This window comes from Streptomyces sp. NPDC079167 (assembly GCF_040686735.1).
Lineage (GTDB): Bacteria > Actinomycetota > Actinomycetes > Streptomycetales > Streptomycetaceae > Streptomyces.
This window is the reverse complement of the sequence record NZ_JBFBLO010000002.1, coordinates 88,820-102,741: the sequence shown is the minus strand read 5'-3', so window position 1 is coordinate 102,741 and position 13,922 is coordinate 88,820. Positions and strand designations below refer to the sequence as shown.

The following is a 13,922-nucleotide window of genomic DNA, read 5'->3' as shown; positions in this document are numbered from 1 at the left end:
CGGAGACCGAGGACCACCGTGACCGCACGGCCGGGTCCGGTGCGCAGAGGCATGTCGGCCGGCCGTCAGCGCGGCGCGGGTGCGACGTCCGGACGCACTTCCAGGCGTGACTTACGGGATGCACTACGCCTGCGTCACGGCTTGCGGGCCAGACCTCCGTGCTCACCGATCGGCCGGGGTGTGGGCGCGGAAGGGTCCGGGCGCCAGAAGGGCACCGATACGACTCCCGGGTCCAGGAGCTCGAGGCCGTCGAAGAACGCCGTGATCCGGTCGACGGGGCGAAGGAAGTACGGGATGGCCCCGGTGTCGTTGTAGGCGTCCTGTGCCTGCTCGTAATCGGCGTCGACACCCCGGGAACCGTCGTTGATGGAGAGGTAACTGCCGGAAGGCAGACCGTCCATCAGGCGGGAGACGATCGAGCGCGCCTGTTCGTAGTCGGCGATGTGGCCCAGGATGTTGCTGAGGATCAGGGCGGTGGGACGGCTCAGGTCCAGCGTCCCGGCGGCGGCCGACAGGATGCGGTCGGGGTCGGTCAGGTCGGCGTCGATGTAGGCGGTCGCGCCCTCGGGGGTCGATGTGAGCAGGGCGCGGGCGTGCGCGAGGACCAGGGGATCGTGGTCGACGTAGACGATCTTCGCTTCCGGGGCGAGGCGCTGAGCGACCTCATGGGTGTTCTCCTCGGTCGGCAACCCCGTCCCGATGTCCAGGAACTGACGGATGCCGGCCTCGGTGACCAGGTGGGCGATGTTGCGGCCCAGGAACGCGCGGCTGCTGCGGGCCACGGTGACGATGCCGGGGAAGACGGCGCTGTACGCGTCACCGGCCTGCTCGTCGACGGGGTAGTTGTCCTTCCCGCCCAGCCAGTAGTTCCAGATCCGGGCCGAGTGCGGCACCGAGGTATCGATCTCCTGCTCGGAGCCGGGCACTGTCGCGTGGTCGGTCATGAGTGCTGTTCCGTCTTTCAACCGGGGTGTGAACCGTTCATCGCACAACTTACGCCCCAAGGATCGCGGACAGCAGGCGAGTTCGATCAGGTCGGACGCGTCGCGGCCAGGACGACGTGCGCGGTGAAGCCGGCAGCGGGGGCGGGCCCGATCTGTTCCAGCGCCTCCTTGCGTGTGCGGTGCCACCACGCGTAGTGCTCCGCTCCGTAAGGGCTGCCACTGCCCGCGTTCTCCATGGCCAGGGCCAGGTGGCGGTTGTCCGGTTTGAAGCGGAGCACCGCGTCCAGCAGGGCCGGGACGCGTTCGCGGGGCGGCGTCGAGGGGCCGAGAGGGGCCGGGCCCGACCTCACTGCCTCGGCCACCGGCTCGATGCGGGCCTCGTACAACGCCTGGATCAGGCGGGTCCGGTCGCCGAAGCGGCGGAAGAGGGTGCCTTTGCCCACTCCGGCGGCTGCCGCGATCTCAGGGCGGTCAGGCCCAGTACATCGACCGCCCGGTCACACCGCCCGAGCAGTGCTCGACGGGCCCGGCCCGGGAGTACGCGCTGCGCAACCTGGGACGCCCCCTGAAGCTCGGTGAGTTGGCCGGCCAGGTCTCCATGAGCGTGTGTACGTTCAACCGGCGCTTCCGGCAGGAGGCGGGCCTCACGCCCATGCAGTGGCTCACCCAGCAACGCGTCGACAGGGCACGGCGCTTGCTGGAGCGGACTGACCTGGCGGTGGACCGGATCGCCGCCGACGCCGGCTTCGGGACCGGCACCGCGCCTACCGCCGCACGTTCAGGGGGGAGGCCGGCGGCCCGGCCGCCTGAAGAGGGTCAGCCGGCCGAAGGAGTGCGGATGGCGGCGATGTCGAACTGCAGGCGGAGCCTCTCGCTGACCATGGCACCGCCCTCCGCCAGGCGGGCGTTGTAGGTGAGGCCCCAGTCGGAACGGTTGATGGTGGTGGTTCCGTCGAACCCGACGCGCTCGTAACCGAACGGGTCGGTGACGTAACCGATGTACGTGAGGTCCAGGACCACGGGGTTGGTGATGCCACGGATGGTGAGGTCGCCGGTCATGCGGTAGACGTCCTTGCCGATGAGCTGCACGGCGGTGCTCACGAAGCTGATGCGCGGGTACTTCGCCGCGTTCAGGAAGTCGCGGCCGACGAGGTGCGCGTCGCGCTGCTCGACACCGGTGTCGACACTCGCGGTGGCCAGTGCGATCTCGGCGCGGGAACGCGCCGGGTCGCGTCCGTCGAAGTAGAGGCGGCTCTCGTACTCCAGGAACGCGCCGCGCACCGTGGTCACCATGGCGTGGCGTACGGAAAATCCGATCCTGCTGTGTGCGGGGTCGATCATCCACTCTCCGGAGAGAGCCGCCAGACGGCGATCGGGCTGAACCGAAGTACCCACGGCCGCCGGGGCGGAGACGGGCTCCTCCGTGCGGGGCTCCGGGCGGCGGAGCAGGGAGCTGCGGCTGAAGAGGTTCATGAACCAGTTAGTTACTCCGAGGTAAGCGGCACCCGCAAGAGCTGATCAAGGAACCCGAACATTCATGGTCAGACCTTCACAGGGTGACGCCGTGGTCGCGCGGTTCGCCACGGAGCGCAGCTCCCCCGCGACTGCGTACGATCACTCATTGCCCCTTCGACCGGTCCACTCTGCCCGTGAGTGCCTGGCCCGGGCGTACTGCCGTGGCGTATGCAGGAGGATTGAATTCCTTTCTTGGGTGGGGAGCTTCGGTGCACGCGCATGAAGACCGTCGGACCGAGGCCACGAGCCACCGGGTGCCTGTGCGGAGACCGGCCGGGAGCGCGGCACCGCTCCCGGGGATCCTGGGCCTCCAGCAGGCGGCGGGGAACACCGCCGTCACGAAGATGCTCCATCAGGGCGGGCGCCCGTCGGTCCAGAGGACAGCGACCGGAACCGGTACGGGGCCGTCCGGCACGCAGAAGACCGGGGACGCGGCGGAAGCCGGCCCCAAGGTCCTTGTCCAGCCTCACTATGCCTCGGGGGACCAGTTCGCGATCGCGGCGACGCTGATGCATGACACGACCAGGCACGTCTACATCAGCTACGTCTCGGAGGAGGACAAGAAGAAGGCGGCCGGTCTCCATGCCTTCTACCAGGAGTCCAGGATCGACCCCCGGCGCATCCATCTGGTCAAGCACAGCGACAAGGAGACGCTGTACAGAGAACAGTTCGGACGACAGCCCCTGGACAGTGACTTCGAATTCCCCACCAACGCAACCGACTATGTGGCCGCGAATTTCGGTGACACGATGCGTGGGAACATCCGGCAGGGCTGGGGTCTCGAGGAGAAGCAGGATGTGAAGCGCGACAAGGACGCAGCCGTGGCGGAATGGCTGAACGCGAAGGGTGTGCGTCCCGAAGGACAGAAGATCGCGATCCTCTGGTCGAGGTTTAGTGGAAAGAACAACGAAGTCCACATCGAACATGATTCGAGCTACTTCGGGATCGGTCAGATTCTGGCCGGCCTCAACGGAATCGACACGGCGATGATCGTGGGCGATGCCAAGCCGAAGCAGAAGAAGCAGGGCAAGGCGAACGGCAAGTACGCCACCATGGCAAAGACCTTCGGTCCCGAGGTCGACGAGGAAAGGCCTGGCGAGCCGAAATACCGCACGGGTTTCGATTTCAAGACGGTCGACCTCACCGAGTTCTGGAAGGGATCGGACGTCCAGTCGTGGGGTGGCGACACCCGCACCGGTCAGTTCCTCGTCTTCGACTACCTGCACCGGCACGCGACAGTCCGTCACCTGGGGTTCCGCAGCGGAAACCTCGAAGCCATGGCCCTGCTGGGCTTCAACGTCATGTACATGGAGGAGCCCGGCAGTGACGGCGGGAACCGCATGGCGAAGTGGCACGACAACGGTGAGGGGGACGGCAGGACGGCATCCGGTGGCGACGCGCCGGGGTACGAACGCCTCCTGGTCAAGGCGCCGCCGACCCGCTCGGGCAAATTCCAGAAGTCCCTCGCGGGAAGGGAGAAACGGGACAACAAGCATGCCGAGTGGCGGAACGGTGAAGAGGGCTACGACCACTTCAAGAGGGAAGGCCGTGACCCGGAAAGGCAATCGCTGCCCAAGGGCTTCGAGCCGGAGGACCTGGGGAACATCGATGCCTATCTGCACTCGGGGAACGTGGCGGAAGGGCTGGAGACCGAACTGGTCGATGGTGTGAAGGGGATCGTAGGGGCGATCACCGAAGCCGAGGACGGCCTGTCCAAGGTCAAGAAGGAAATCAAGAAGCTAGGGAAAAACATCGAGGACAACTCGAACCGGAGTCAGCAGGCGAAGGACGCCCTCAAGAAGAGGGAGCAACTGGCACAGGAGAAGGAGAAGGAACTGCAGGAGAGGATCGACGGACAGGTGTCACACTTCCGCGATCTGGCCGAGCAGTTCGGGCGGACGAAGGCCCTGAGGGCCCGCATCCTCTACGCGCAGCCCATCGCCGACCGTCTCACACTCTGAGGGCTGCCCCCGCGTGAGCTGATGCCCGGACGCGAGGGGCCCCGCCGCCCCGGTCACAGTCGTCTGGCCACATCGGTCGCGGCCACCCGTACGTCGTCCGCGAAGGCCCGCAACTCCTCGGGCGAGACGAGGAACGTGAGCGCGGAGACCGAGACGGCGCCCACCGGGTATCCCTCGCTGTCGAGCACCGGTACGGCCAGCGAGCAGATCGCCTGCTCGTGCTCCTCGTAGTCGGTCGCGTAACCGTCTGCGCGTGCCGTCACCAGCTTCTTCTCGAGTGCCCGCCTGCTCGTGACCGTCCTCGCGGTGAGGGCCGTCAGCGCCATGCCGTCCATGAGAGCTGCGGCCTCCTGTTCCGGCAGGCAGGAGAGCAGCGCCAGGCCGGCCGCGGTCGCGTGCAGGGGCAGTCGCATCCCGACCTCGGTCGCGATGCGGTATGCCCGGCCCGGATCGACCTTGTGGGTGTACGTCGCATGGTCACCGTTCAGGACCGCCAGATGGACCGTCTGGCCCAGGCGTTGCTGCAGTGTTCGCAGCACGGCGCCGATGCCCACGGTGTCCTCCGACAGCACCCGCGCGGCCATCGCCTGGAGCCGGACACCGATGTCGTAGCGCCCCTCGCCGTCCGGAATCGCGTAACCCTCGGAGATCAGAGTGCCGAGGATGCGGTGGGCGCTCGCCTTGGGCACCCCCGAGCGCTCGGCGATCTCTCCGAGCCGGTGCGGCGCCTCCGGCTGCGCCAGCGCGTCCAGCACGCGCAGCGTCTTCGCCACGGAGTTGCCGACGGCTCCCCCCGGGCCAGGTGACTCGGAAACTGCCTTGTCGCCATCCATTGTCTCTCCGGTTACCTCTCCGCTAACGTCATGCGAGTCCGCTCTCCGGAACGGCAATCTATCCTACGGAACGCGGGTGAGGGTCCCCGGCCACTCGGCCGGGGGTCCGCATCCCCAGCGCAAGGCGGTGTTCATGTCCGCGTGCTCCCACGAGTCACCCCCGTACGACCTGGTCATCGGTGGCGGTCTCCTGGTCGACCCGCGCCGGTCCTCACCCGCGACCGGCGATGTGGCCGTCCGGGACGGACGTGTCGAGGCCGTCGTCACCCCCGGCAGCGCCGACGCCCGGTGCCAGAAATTTCTCGACGCCCGTGGCCTGCTGGTCACTCCGGGGCTCATCGACCTCCACACACACGTCTACGACGGCCGGACCGGTCTGGGCACGCCGGCCGACGCGGTCGGCGTCGAAGCAGGCGTCACCACCCTCGTCGACGCGGGCAGCGTGGGCTGCGACTCCTTCGCCGACTTCGAGGCAACCGTCGTCGCCACCGGCAGCACCCGCATCCTGAGCTGGCTGAACATCTCCCGCCACGGACTCACCCGAGGCACCCGGGAGCTCGCCGGACACGACAGCGTCCGGCACGCCGAGACCGTGCGCACCATTCTCGAGAACCCGGCGACCATCCGCGGCGTCAAGATAAGGATGAGCCGATCGGTCGTCGGCGAGAACGGCCTCGAACCACTGCGCGCGGCCAAACGCGTCGCCGCCGAGGTCGCGGCCGCAACCGGCCGGCCCTTTCCCGTGATGGTCCACGTCGGCAACGCTCCTCCCGCACTCGGCGACGTGCTCGACCTCCTGGAGGCCGGTGACGTCGTCACCCACGCCTTCCACGGAAAGCGTGGCGGACTGTTCCCGGCCGCCGGGCCGGGCCCGATCCCCCAGGCGCTCGCCGCTGTGCGGCGCGGAGTCCGCCTGGACATCGGACACGGTAGTGCCAGCTTCGCCTTCGACACCATGGAGCGAGCACTGGAGGCGGGTATCGGACCGCACACCATAAGCACCGACATCCACCAGGAGAACGTCGCGGGCCCGGTACACAGCCTCACCACCACCATGACCAAGATGCTCGCCGTCGGCCTCACCCTCAACGAGACCGTACGGGCCACCACTTCGGCCGCGGCGGAGACCATCGGCCTCGCCGGTGAGCTGGGGACGCTGGCGGTCGGCTCGGTCGCCGATCTCACCGTCCTCGACCTGGCCGAAGGCGCCACCCGCCTCGTCGACGCCGAAGGCCGGACACGTACGGCTCAGGCGCTGCTCACGCCGGTGGCCACAGTGCGGGCCGGCGTCCTACACGACATCCGAAAGGCCACCGAATGACCGGCACCCCCCACAGTTCCACCTCTGCGCACCGGGTGCTCGCCCTGTTGTCCGAGGACACGGACATCAAGGAAGCGGAAGCCGCTGACGTAGAGGAACTGCTCACCTCCGCCGACCGGTACGCCCGTGACCGGGGCATCGCGATGAACGACGTCCGCCGGCTGGCTCTGGCCGCGCACGGCCTCGCCTTCGTACGGCGGGTACACGCACACGAATATCCGCCGGTGCTCGACCGGAGCCTGTACGACGAGGTGGGCGATGAGCAGTTCGCAGGAGTCCGGTCCCTGCTCACCACCTTCTGCACCGCGCGGGGGCATACCGTCACCGATCCGGAGGTGCTGCTTCTCACCCTGCACTTCGAGGCGGCCCTCCAGGAGGACGCCTCGCCTCCGGGCCACCGCGTATGAGCGTGCGCTTCTCCGTGACAAACCGTCAACCCGACAGGAAAGAAGACCATGTCAGACACTGTGAAGATCGTCATCGGCAACCGGCTCGGCAAGGGGCAGGCGGTCGCCGAGGGCGTCCGTAAGGCCGGACTCGAACCGGTTCTGATAGCGGGCCCGGGTGCCGACATGAAGGTCGGTGACGTGATGGCGGCGGAGGGCGCCGTCCTCGGCCTCAGCTTCTGCGGCAGCGGCGGGGCCGGTGCGGTGACGGCCAAGGCGAAGTACGGACACAGCATCGAGTTCGGCATGCGCACCGCCGAAGCGGGGGTCACGGCCATCCAGCAGGGCAAGCGGGTCCTCGGTTTCGGGTTCCTCGACACGGAGGAGCTCGGCTTCAAGATCGCCCAGGCGCTGCAGGCCGAGCTGGACCGCGGGGCGGGAGGCGTCTGATGGACACCACGGAGCACACGCTTCGGCTGACCGGCTCCGGACCGACGAAGGAGCGGGCCTTCGGAGCAGCCATGCGCCAGGTGCAGTCCGCTGCGACCGGCAAGGGCGACGGCATCGCGTTCCGGGTCGAGCCCGTGGCGCTGGAAGTGCTCTCGGCCGCCGAACACCACAGGACGGAACGTTTCCTCGGTTTGCTCTTCGCCAGAAAGCGCATCCACTTCGAGATCACCGTGCGCGTACGGGTGCGCGTCACCTCGCTCGACCTCGACAGCGTGGACTTCGCCGTACGGGAGGAAAAGCTGAGCACGACGCAGCACCTGCTGCAGATGAGGTAGGAGGCTCCGCCGCCCCTGGCGGTCACCGGCCCGGCGGACCCGGTTCCGCTCCACGGCGCAACCGCCGGACGTGGGTACCGCCATGCCTCAAAACCCTCATTCGAGGGCCCTGATGTCCCATCGAAGTGGACCCATCCATGAACGAAACACTCACCATCCTGCTCGAGTCGATCGTCATCGGGGCGCTCGTCGGCTTCGGCGCCGGCGCCGGTGTCGCCCGTATGTTCCATGCGCCCAAGGCCCAGGGAATGGGCGCCTTCCGTACGCTCGGTGAGCTCAACGCCTGCGAGAACGACCCGATCGCGCACTTCTCCTTCGGATTCGGCTTCTTCTTCAACGCCTGGGCCAGCACCGTCGGCGCAGGCGCGCTCTCCGGTGACGTCGACCACCGGATCCTGCCGCACTGGGCGGCGTCCGTCTCCATGATCAAGAACCGGAACCTCGCCGAGACCCTGCACAACCCACGGCGGATGGCCTTCACCGGCATGGGCGTCGGCATCGTCCTGATCTCCGTCCTCAACACCACGGCCGCGGCCATCCCGCACTCACTGCAGAGCGTGGCCGCCCAAGTGCTCGGGCCCGCCTCCGAGTGGCTGCTCAACCCCGTCATGCCGATCATCTTCTGGATGGCCGCCATCGACGCCGGCCGGCGGACCGGGGCCTGGGGCACGGTCCTCGGCGGACTGGCCCACATCGTCATGGGCAACGCGGTCCCCGGCATCGTGCTCGGCATCGTCGTCGGCAAGGGCCTCGACGACATGGGCTGGAACCGCGTCACCAAGAGCCTGACCACAGCGGTCATCGCGCTCTTCCTGGTCAGCGCCTTCCTCCGCGGCGTCGACATGCAACTGCTCCAGGAAATGAAGATCGCCGTTCCTGGCTGGCTGAACCAGTTGCACGAGACGACCGGCACCACCGGACAGTGAAAGAGAAGTGACGTGAGCACCACGGACATCGGAATCAGTGACGACTCTCGCAGCGGCAAGGCCGGCCGGCACCCCAAACCGTGGGAGGGCGGCTTCTGGCTCTCCGAATACGCCTTCCCCTTCTTCGTCGCCGCTCTCGCTTCGGGCATCTTCGCCGGGACCCACCTCTACTACACGTACCAGACAGGTGTGTTCAACGAAGTGGCGGTGGTGGCGCTCCTCAAGGCCGGCATGGAGAACGGCAGTTACGGCGCCGCCGCGGCCTTCGGAGCGGGCTTCCTGTTCGCCAGGATCATCGAGGCCCCGATGGTCGGCATCCTCGACATCGGCGGTTCGCTCCAGACGGGCGTCGGCATCGGCATTCCCGCCATGCTGCTGGCGGGCGGGATAACCGCCCCGCTCGAACACTTCTGGGTGGCCCTGCCGACCGGAGCGGTCATCGGCCTGGCCATCGGCTGGCTGGTCCTGGTGATCCGCCGGGTCACCGTCAACTCGGCGAACGCCGGCTCGACCTTCGGCGCCGACGTGATGATGGGCGCCGGAAACTCGGCCGGGCGCTATCTGGGACCCCTCGTGATCCTCGCCGCCGCGACCGCCTCGATCCCCGTCGGCCTCGGATCGACCCTCGGAGCCATCCTCTTCTACTGGTGGAAGAAGCCGCTGACCGGCGGCGCCATCCTCGGTGCGATGGCGGCCGGGCTGTTCTTCCCCCTCACCGGCAAGTGACCGGCCGCCTGCCGGCCTTCCCGGACCCCTGACGCCCACCCGAGGCGCAGCACAGCCGTGAACGACATCCCGTACGACCGAACTCGAGGAGCCGCCCGCCATGGGTGTGTACGAAGAACTCGGGCTGCAGCCCGCGATCAACGCCAGCGGAAAGATGACCGCCCTGGGTGGCAGTGTGCTGGACGACACCGTCGTGGCCGCCATGGGTGAAGCCGCCCGCAGTCATGTGGTGATGGACGACCTGCTGCGGGCGGCCGGACAGGTGATCGCCACGGCCACCGGCGCGGAGGACGGCTGTCCCACGACGGGAGCCGCCTCCGGCGTCGCCATAGCCGTCGCCGCGGTGATAGCGGGCACGGATCCCGCGCGTATCGAATCGCTGCCGGACGCCGGCGGACGGCCGGACGAAGTGATCCTGATGAAGGGGCACTCCGTCAACTTCGGTGCCCCGGTTCGGCAGATGATCGCCCTCGGCGGTGGTCGCGCCACCGAGGCCGGATCGGTGAACAAGGTGAGCCCCGCGCATCTTGAGGGCGCGATCAGCGAGCGCACCGCGGCCCTGCTGTTCATCCAGTCGCACCACACGGTGCACAAGGGCCAGATCTCCCTCGCGGAGATGATCACGATCGGGAAGCGGCACGGCATCCCGGTCATCGTCGACGCGGCGGCCGAGGACGACCTGCGGCGCTGGCCGGCCACCGGGGCGGACCTGGTGGTGTTCAGCGGAGGCAAGGCGGTCGGCGGACCGGCCTCCGGGTTCGTCTGCGGCACGGCCCCGCTGATCGAGGCGTGCCGTGCCCAGTACAGCGGCATCGCACGGCCGATGAAGGTCGGCAAGGAGACGGTGGTCGGGCTGCTGCAGGCCCTGCGGCAGTACGGCGTCGACCGCGCGGGTGACGGGGGCCGGGCACGGATGGCCCGGCTCGCCGAGAAGCTCGGCACTCTGCCCGGCATCACCGGATCGGTGGAGCAGGACGAAGCCGGACGCAACATCCACCGGGCCGTGCTGACGGTCGACGCCGCCGAAGCCGGGCGGGACGCGCACACGCTGGCCGGGGAACTGGCCGCAGGAGCCCCGCCGGTCTACCTGCGTGACCACCAGGCGGCCACCGGGCGCCTGTCGGTCGACCCTCGTCCCGTCACCGCCGAAGAGGAGGAACAACTGGTGCACCGCTTCGCCTCGATACTCGGCGCCGGATGACCGACGTCCCCGCGCTCGCCCCTGAACACGTACGACCCGAGGAGCAGGACATCCCTACCGTAGAACGCCGACTCGTCGTGACCGAGAAAGCCGGCCTCCACGCCCGCCCCGCAGCGCTCTTCGCGCAGACCGCGGCACGTTACGAGGGCGAGGTGACCGTCGCACGGTCACCCGGACCCGCCGACCGCCCCGGTGCGGGCCGCGAGGTCTCCGCCCGAAGCGTCCTCTCGCTGATGACGCTCAACGTCCGCTGCGGCGACGAGATCGTGATCCGGGCCCGCGGTGCGGGCGGCAACGAGGTCGTCGACGCCCTCGCGGCCATCGCCGCGCCGCCCCCCGCCTGAAAGGGACATCTGTGTCCACGCAACCGACCCCCGCCGTGCACGACGTCATCGAGCATCTGCGCAAGGCACGCGTCGTGCCGACCGTCCGAGCCGCCGACGCCGACGCGGCCGACGCGGTCGCCCGTGAACTGCTGGCCGCCGGGATCACCACCTTCGAGTTCACCGCCACCACACCGGGCTGGGAGACACTGGTGGCCGGATGGACCGCCGACCATCCCGAGGCCATGGTCGGCCTCGGCACCGTCACTTCGACGCGGATCGCCGAACAGGCGCTGACAGCCGGAGCCCACTTCCTCGTCAGCCCCTTCCAGGTGCCCGAGGTGCGGCCCGTCGCCGACGCGGCGGACCGGCTGTTCGTGGAGGGCGGCCTCACCCCCACCGAGCTGCGTACGGCTGCGGACCGCGGTGTGGCCAAGCTCTTCCCCGCGCACGTCGGCGGACTCACCTACCTCAAGTCGCTGCTGGCCGTGCTCCCGGGCGCCCGCATCATGGCCACCGGCGGGGTGACGGTGGACACCGCAGCCGACTGGCTGGCAGCGGGCGCCTTCACCGCCAGTGTCGGCAGCGATCTCTACCGGGGCGGGGACGTTCAGGCCAATGTCGCCCGGCTGCGCGCGTCACTCGGTACGTAGGATCAGCGGCCGGGCGCTCCGCAAGCGCTGCGGGCGCCCTGAAGGCGCTGCGGACTCCGCGTCGGCTCACCGCGACGAAATCGCGTTGCCGTGCCCCATGCCGGGTTGATAGCTCTCTGATCATGGACATCACACACATCCCCGCCGAGCCCGACCCCACCGCAGCCGCCGCCGCGGTCATGGCAGAGCTGACCGGCCTCGGGAGCCGGTCCCTCACGCTCCCGGCCGACGCCGAACTGGACCCGGTGCTGCCTCGGAGCGGAGGCGTGCCCGCGGTCTGGGTGAGGGCGGGCGGGGCGTCCGTCGAGGAGGGCGTGGTGCTCTACGTCCATGGGGGCGGGTTCGAGCACCGCATGCCGGAGCTGATGAACCTGACGGCCCACCGGATCTCCCGGGCGACCGCCCGCCCGGTGCTCGTCGTGCACTACCGCCTGGCCCCGGCCCACCCCTACCCGGCTCCGCTGGACGACGTCGTCGCCGTCTACCGGAGCCTGCTCGAACAGGGGGTGCCAGCTGCGAAGATCGTCGTCTTCTCGGAGTCCTCCGGTGCCACGCTGGCGTTGTCCGCCCTGCTCGCCCTCAAGGAGTCCGGTACCGCCCTCCCGGCAGCCGTCATCGCCAACTCCGCGATCACCGACCTCACCCTGTCCAGCCCGTCCATCGACGCCAACGCCCCTCACGACTCAGGGGTCGACCGCGCTCTTCTCACGCGGCTCGTCGGCCAGTACCTGGGCGGCGCCCGGCCGGACCAGGCCCCGCAGTCACCCATCCACGGCGCCCTGGACGGCCTTCCGCCGCTGCTGTTCACGGTCGGGGCCGCGGAGGCGCTCCTGGACGACACCCTGCGCTTCGCGCAGGCGGCGTCCGACGCCGGAACCCGGGTGTCCGTCGAGGTGTACGAGGCGATGCCGCACGTCTTCCAGGTCACGATCCTGTCCGAGCGGCACCCGACGGGCGACCGCCTGCTGGAGCGCTTCTCGGAGTGGGCCGCCGACGCCGGGCGGTGAAGGTGCCTGCAGGCCGGGCCCGGCCCGGTGCTTACGGCGAGGTGGGCGGGAGCGGGGAGCGGAGCACGAGCAGGGTGATCTCGCTGGGGGCGAAGACCCGGAACGGCGGGCCCCAGAATCCGGTGCCGCGGCTGGTGTAGAGCAGAGTGCGGGTGCCGTGACGGCTGAGGCCGGCGAGAGCGGGCTGGTCGATGCGGACCAGGTGGTGGAAGGGCCAGATCTGGCCGCCGTGGGTGTGGCCGGAGAGCTGGAGGTCGACGCCCTCGGCTGCGGCCCGGCCGACGAACTTGGGCTGGTGGGCCAGGAGCAGGACGGGCAGGTCCGGATCGGCGCCGTCCAGGGCTCCGGCGAGGTGGGCGCGGTGTCCGGCCAGGCCGGAGGACTCGGCGGTGACGTCATCGACGCCGGCGACCACAAGGGTGTCACCGCCGCGTTCGAGCAGCAGGTGACGGTTGCGCAGCGGCTCCCAGCCCAGTTCGTCCATCAGGTCGACCCAGCCCTGGGCCTCGCTGTAGTACTCGTGGTTCCCGGTCACGTAGACCCGGGCCCGAGTGGCCTGCACGGTGCCGAGCGGGGCGGCCTGGGCGCGGCGGCGTCGTGCCGTGCCGTCCGCGATGTCGCCGGTGTGGCAGACCAGGTCGGCCCCCAGCGAGTTGACCTTCGCGCAGACCCGCGCCGACCAGCGGGCGCGGTCGAGCGGACCGTAATGGGTGTCGGTGATCAGGACGACGCGGGTACCGTCCAAGCCGGCTCCCAGGCGGGGGAGTCGTACGTCGAGCCGCCGCACCCGGGGAACCCGGCGGGCCTCGGCGTACCCCCAGGTGAGCAGCACGGCGGCTACGCCGAGGACCGCCCAGGTGACGATCCGGGCCCGGTGCTGCCCGTCGCCCACGCCGGTCGCGGTGAGGGCGAGGCGCAGCAGGACGCCCAGCAGGACGGACCAGGTGAACAAGACCCAGGCGACGCCGAGGAGGGTGTCCCCGACGATCGCCGCCCGGTCCTGCTGCCGCCGGCCGTGGCCGCGCGCCATCGTCAGCGGCATGGCGACCAGACCCAGGACGAACAGAGCGGTGCCGACCGGCGCCACCGGGAGCGGCCAGTGCTGGCCGGTGTGCAGAAGCACCCAGCAGGGCACAGCCCACAGCAGGATCGGGGCGATCAGAGGGACGTAGCGCATCAGGCGGTTCAGCCCGCTCCGTCGGGGCGCACGCGCCGTCCCGTCCGCGGACCGGGCTTCGTCGGTGTCCGTCACGCTTTCCCTCCTCAAGGAACCAGGTTGCCGGCGCGCACTGTACCGGGTCGTCCGGGCGACGCGAGCCGGAGATCCGGGTGGGCTCTCCG

Annotated in this window: 15 protein-coding genes and 2 pseudogenes; 12 read left to right on the top strand and 5 right to left on the bottom strand. The window is 69.5% G+C overall.

Annotated features, from left to right (window positions below; all coding sequences use genetic code 11):
• Positions 1–134: 134 nt before the first annotated feature.
• On the bottom strand, positions 135–944 hold the full coding sequence (locus tag AB0P41_RS04675) for an SAM-dependent methyltransferase (RefSeq protein WP_365930729.1): 810 nt from the start codon (positions 942–944) through the stop codon (positions 135–137).
• A gap of 81 nt (positions 945–1,025) precedes the next feature.
• Positions 1,026–1,408 (bottom strand): annotated as a pseudogene (locus AB0P41_RS04670) (TetR/AcrR family transcriptional regulator); the annotation flags it as partial.
• A 2-nt stretch (positions 1,409–1,410) separates the two neighbouring features.
• Here AB0P41_RS04670 and AB0P41_RS04665 point away from each other — a divergent pair.
• Positions 1,411–1,857 (top strand): annotated as a pseudogene (locus AB0P41_RS04665) (helix-turn-helix domain-containing protein); the annotation flags it as partial.
• On the opposite strand, the gene AB0P41_RS04660 reads toward AB0P41_RS04665, so the two are convergent.
• Positions 1,761–2,417 (bottom strand): YceI family protein, encoded by a 657-nt coding sequence (locus AB0P41_RS04660; protein WP_356713303.1) that lies wholly within the window; start codon positions 2,415–2,417, stop codon positions 1,761–1,763. The pseudogene AB0P41_RS04665 and the gene AB0P41_RS04660 overlap by 97 nt on opposite strands.
• A gap of 251 nt (positions 2,418–2,668) precedes the next feature.
• Between AB0P41_RS04660 and AB0P41_RS04655 the strand changes: the two genes are divergently transcribed.
• On the top strand, positions 2,669–4,420 hold the full coding sequence (locus AB0P41_RS04655) for a hypothetical protein (protein ID WP_365930065.1): 1,752 nt from the start codon (positions 2,669–2,671) through the stop codon (positions 4,418–4,420).
• Positions 4,421–4,473: 53 nt separating this feature from the next.
• Here the strand turns inward: AB0P41_RS04655 and AB0P41_RS04650 are convergent, their stop codons facing one another.
• Positions 4,474–5,253 (bottom strand): IclR family transcriptional regulator, encoded by a 780-nt coding sequence (locus AB0P41_RS04650; protein WP_365930063.1) that lies wholly within the window; start codon positions 5,251–5,253, stop codon positions 4,474–4,476.
• A gap of 133 nt (positions 5,254–5,386) precedes the next feature.
• On the opposite strand from AB0P41_RS04650, the gene AB0P41_RS04645 reads away from it, so the two are divergent.
• The 10 genes from AB0P41_RS04645 to AB0P41_RS04600 all read left to right on the top strand — a co-directional run bounded on the left by AB0P41_RS04645 (position 5,387) and on the right by AB0P41_RS04600 (position 12,581).
• Complete coding sequence (locus tag AB0P41_RS04645; RefSeq protein WP_365930060.1) at positions 5,387–6,574, top strand: amidohydrolase/deacetylase family metallohydrolase; 1,188 nt, start codon at positions 5,387–5,389, stop codon at positions 6,572–6,574.
• Positions 6,571–6,981, top strand: coding sequence for a hypothetical protein (locus AB0P41_RS04640; RefSeq protein ID WP_356713295.1), 411 nt, complete (start codon positions 6,571–6,573; stop codon positions 6,979–6,981). Before AB0P41_RS04645 ends, AB0P41_RS04640 begins: the two co-directional genes overlap by 4 nt.
• 48 nt (positions 6,982–7,029) lie before the next feature.
• Complete coding sequence (locus AB0P41_RS04635) at positions 7,030–7,410, top strand: SFCGS family glycine-rich protein (RefSeq protein ID WP_356713293.1); 381 nt, start codon at positions 7,030–7,032, stop codon at positions 7,408–7,410.
• Positions 7,410–7,745, top strand: coding sequence for a DUF4312 family protein (locus AB0P41_RS04630; protein WP_365930057.1), 336 nt, complete (start codon positions 7,410–7,412; stop codon positions 7,743–7,745). The genes AB0P41_RS04635 and AB0P41_RS04630 overlap by 1 nt, the downstream gene beginning before the upstream one ends.
• A gap of 137 nt (positions 7,746–7,882) precedes the next feature.
• The gene (locus AB0P41_RS04625; RefSeq protein ID WP_356713289.1) at positions 7,883–8,671 is read left to right on the top strand and encodes a DUF4311 domain-containing protein; all 789 of its coding nucleotides are present in this window, start codon (positions 7,883–7,885) and stop codon (positions 8,669–8,671) included.
• A gap of 12 nt (positions 8,672–8,683) precedes the next feature.
• On the top strand, positions 8,684–9,397 hold the full coding sequence (locus AB0P41_RS04620; RefSeq protein WP_356713287.1) for a DUF4310 family protein: 714 nt from the start codon (positions 8,684–8,686) through the stop codon (positions 9,395–9,397).
• Positions 9,398–9,497: 100 nt separating this feature from the next.
• Entirely contained in the window at positions 9,498–10,598 is a 1,101-nt protein-coding gene (locus tag AB0P41_RS04615) for a DgaE family pyridoxal phosphate-dependent ammonia lyase (RefSeq protein ID WP_365930054.1), read from the top strand.
• A complete protein-coding gene (locus AB0P41_RS04610; RefSeq protein ID WP_356713283.1) occupies positions 10,595–10,942 on the top strand; it encodes an HPr family phosphocarrier protein in 348 nt (115 codons plus the stop codon). The genes AB0P41_RS04615 and AB0P41_RS04610 overlap by 4 nt, the downstream gene beginning before the upstream one ends.
• 11 nt (positions 10,943–10,953) lie before the next feature.
• Positions 10,954–11,574, top strand: a complete 621-nt coding sequence (locus tag AB0P41_RS04605; RefSeq protein ID WP_365930052.1) for a bifunctional 4-hydroxy-2-oxoglutarate aldolase/2-dehydro-3-deoxy-phosphogluconate aldolase — start codon at positions 10,954–10,956, stop codon at positions 11,572–11,574.
• A gap of 122 nt (positions 11,575–11,696) precedes the next feature.
• Positions 11,697–12,581, top strand: coding sequence for an alpha/beta hydrolase fold domain-containing protein (locus AB0P41_RS04600; protein ID WP_365930049.1), 885 nt, complete (start codon positions 11,697–11,699; stop codon positions 12,579–12,581).
• 31 nt (positions 12,582–12,612) lie between these two features.
• Here AB0P41_RS04600 and AB0P41_RS04595 read toward each other — a convergent pair whose 3' ends face one another.
• On the bottom strand, positions 12,613–13,833 hold the full coding sequence (locus AB0P41_RS04595; RefSeq protein ID WP_365930048.1) for a metallophosphoesterase: 1,221 nt from the start codon (positions 13,831–13,833) through the stop codon (positions 12,613–12,615).
• Positions 13,834–13,922 lie beyond the last annotated feature (89 nt).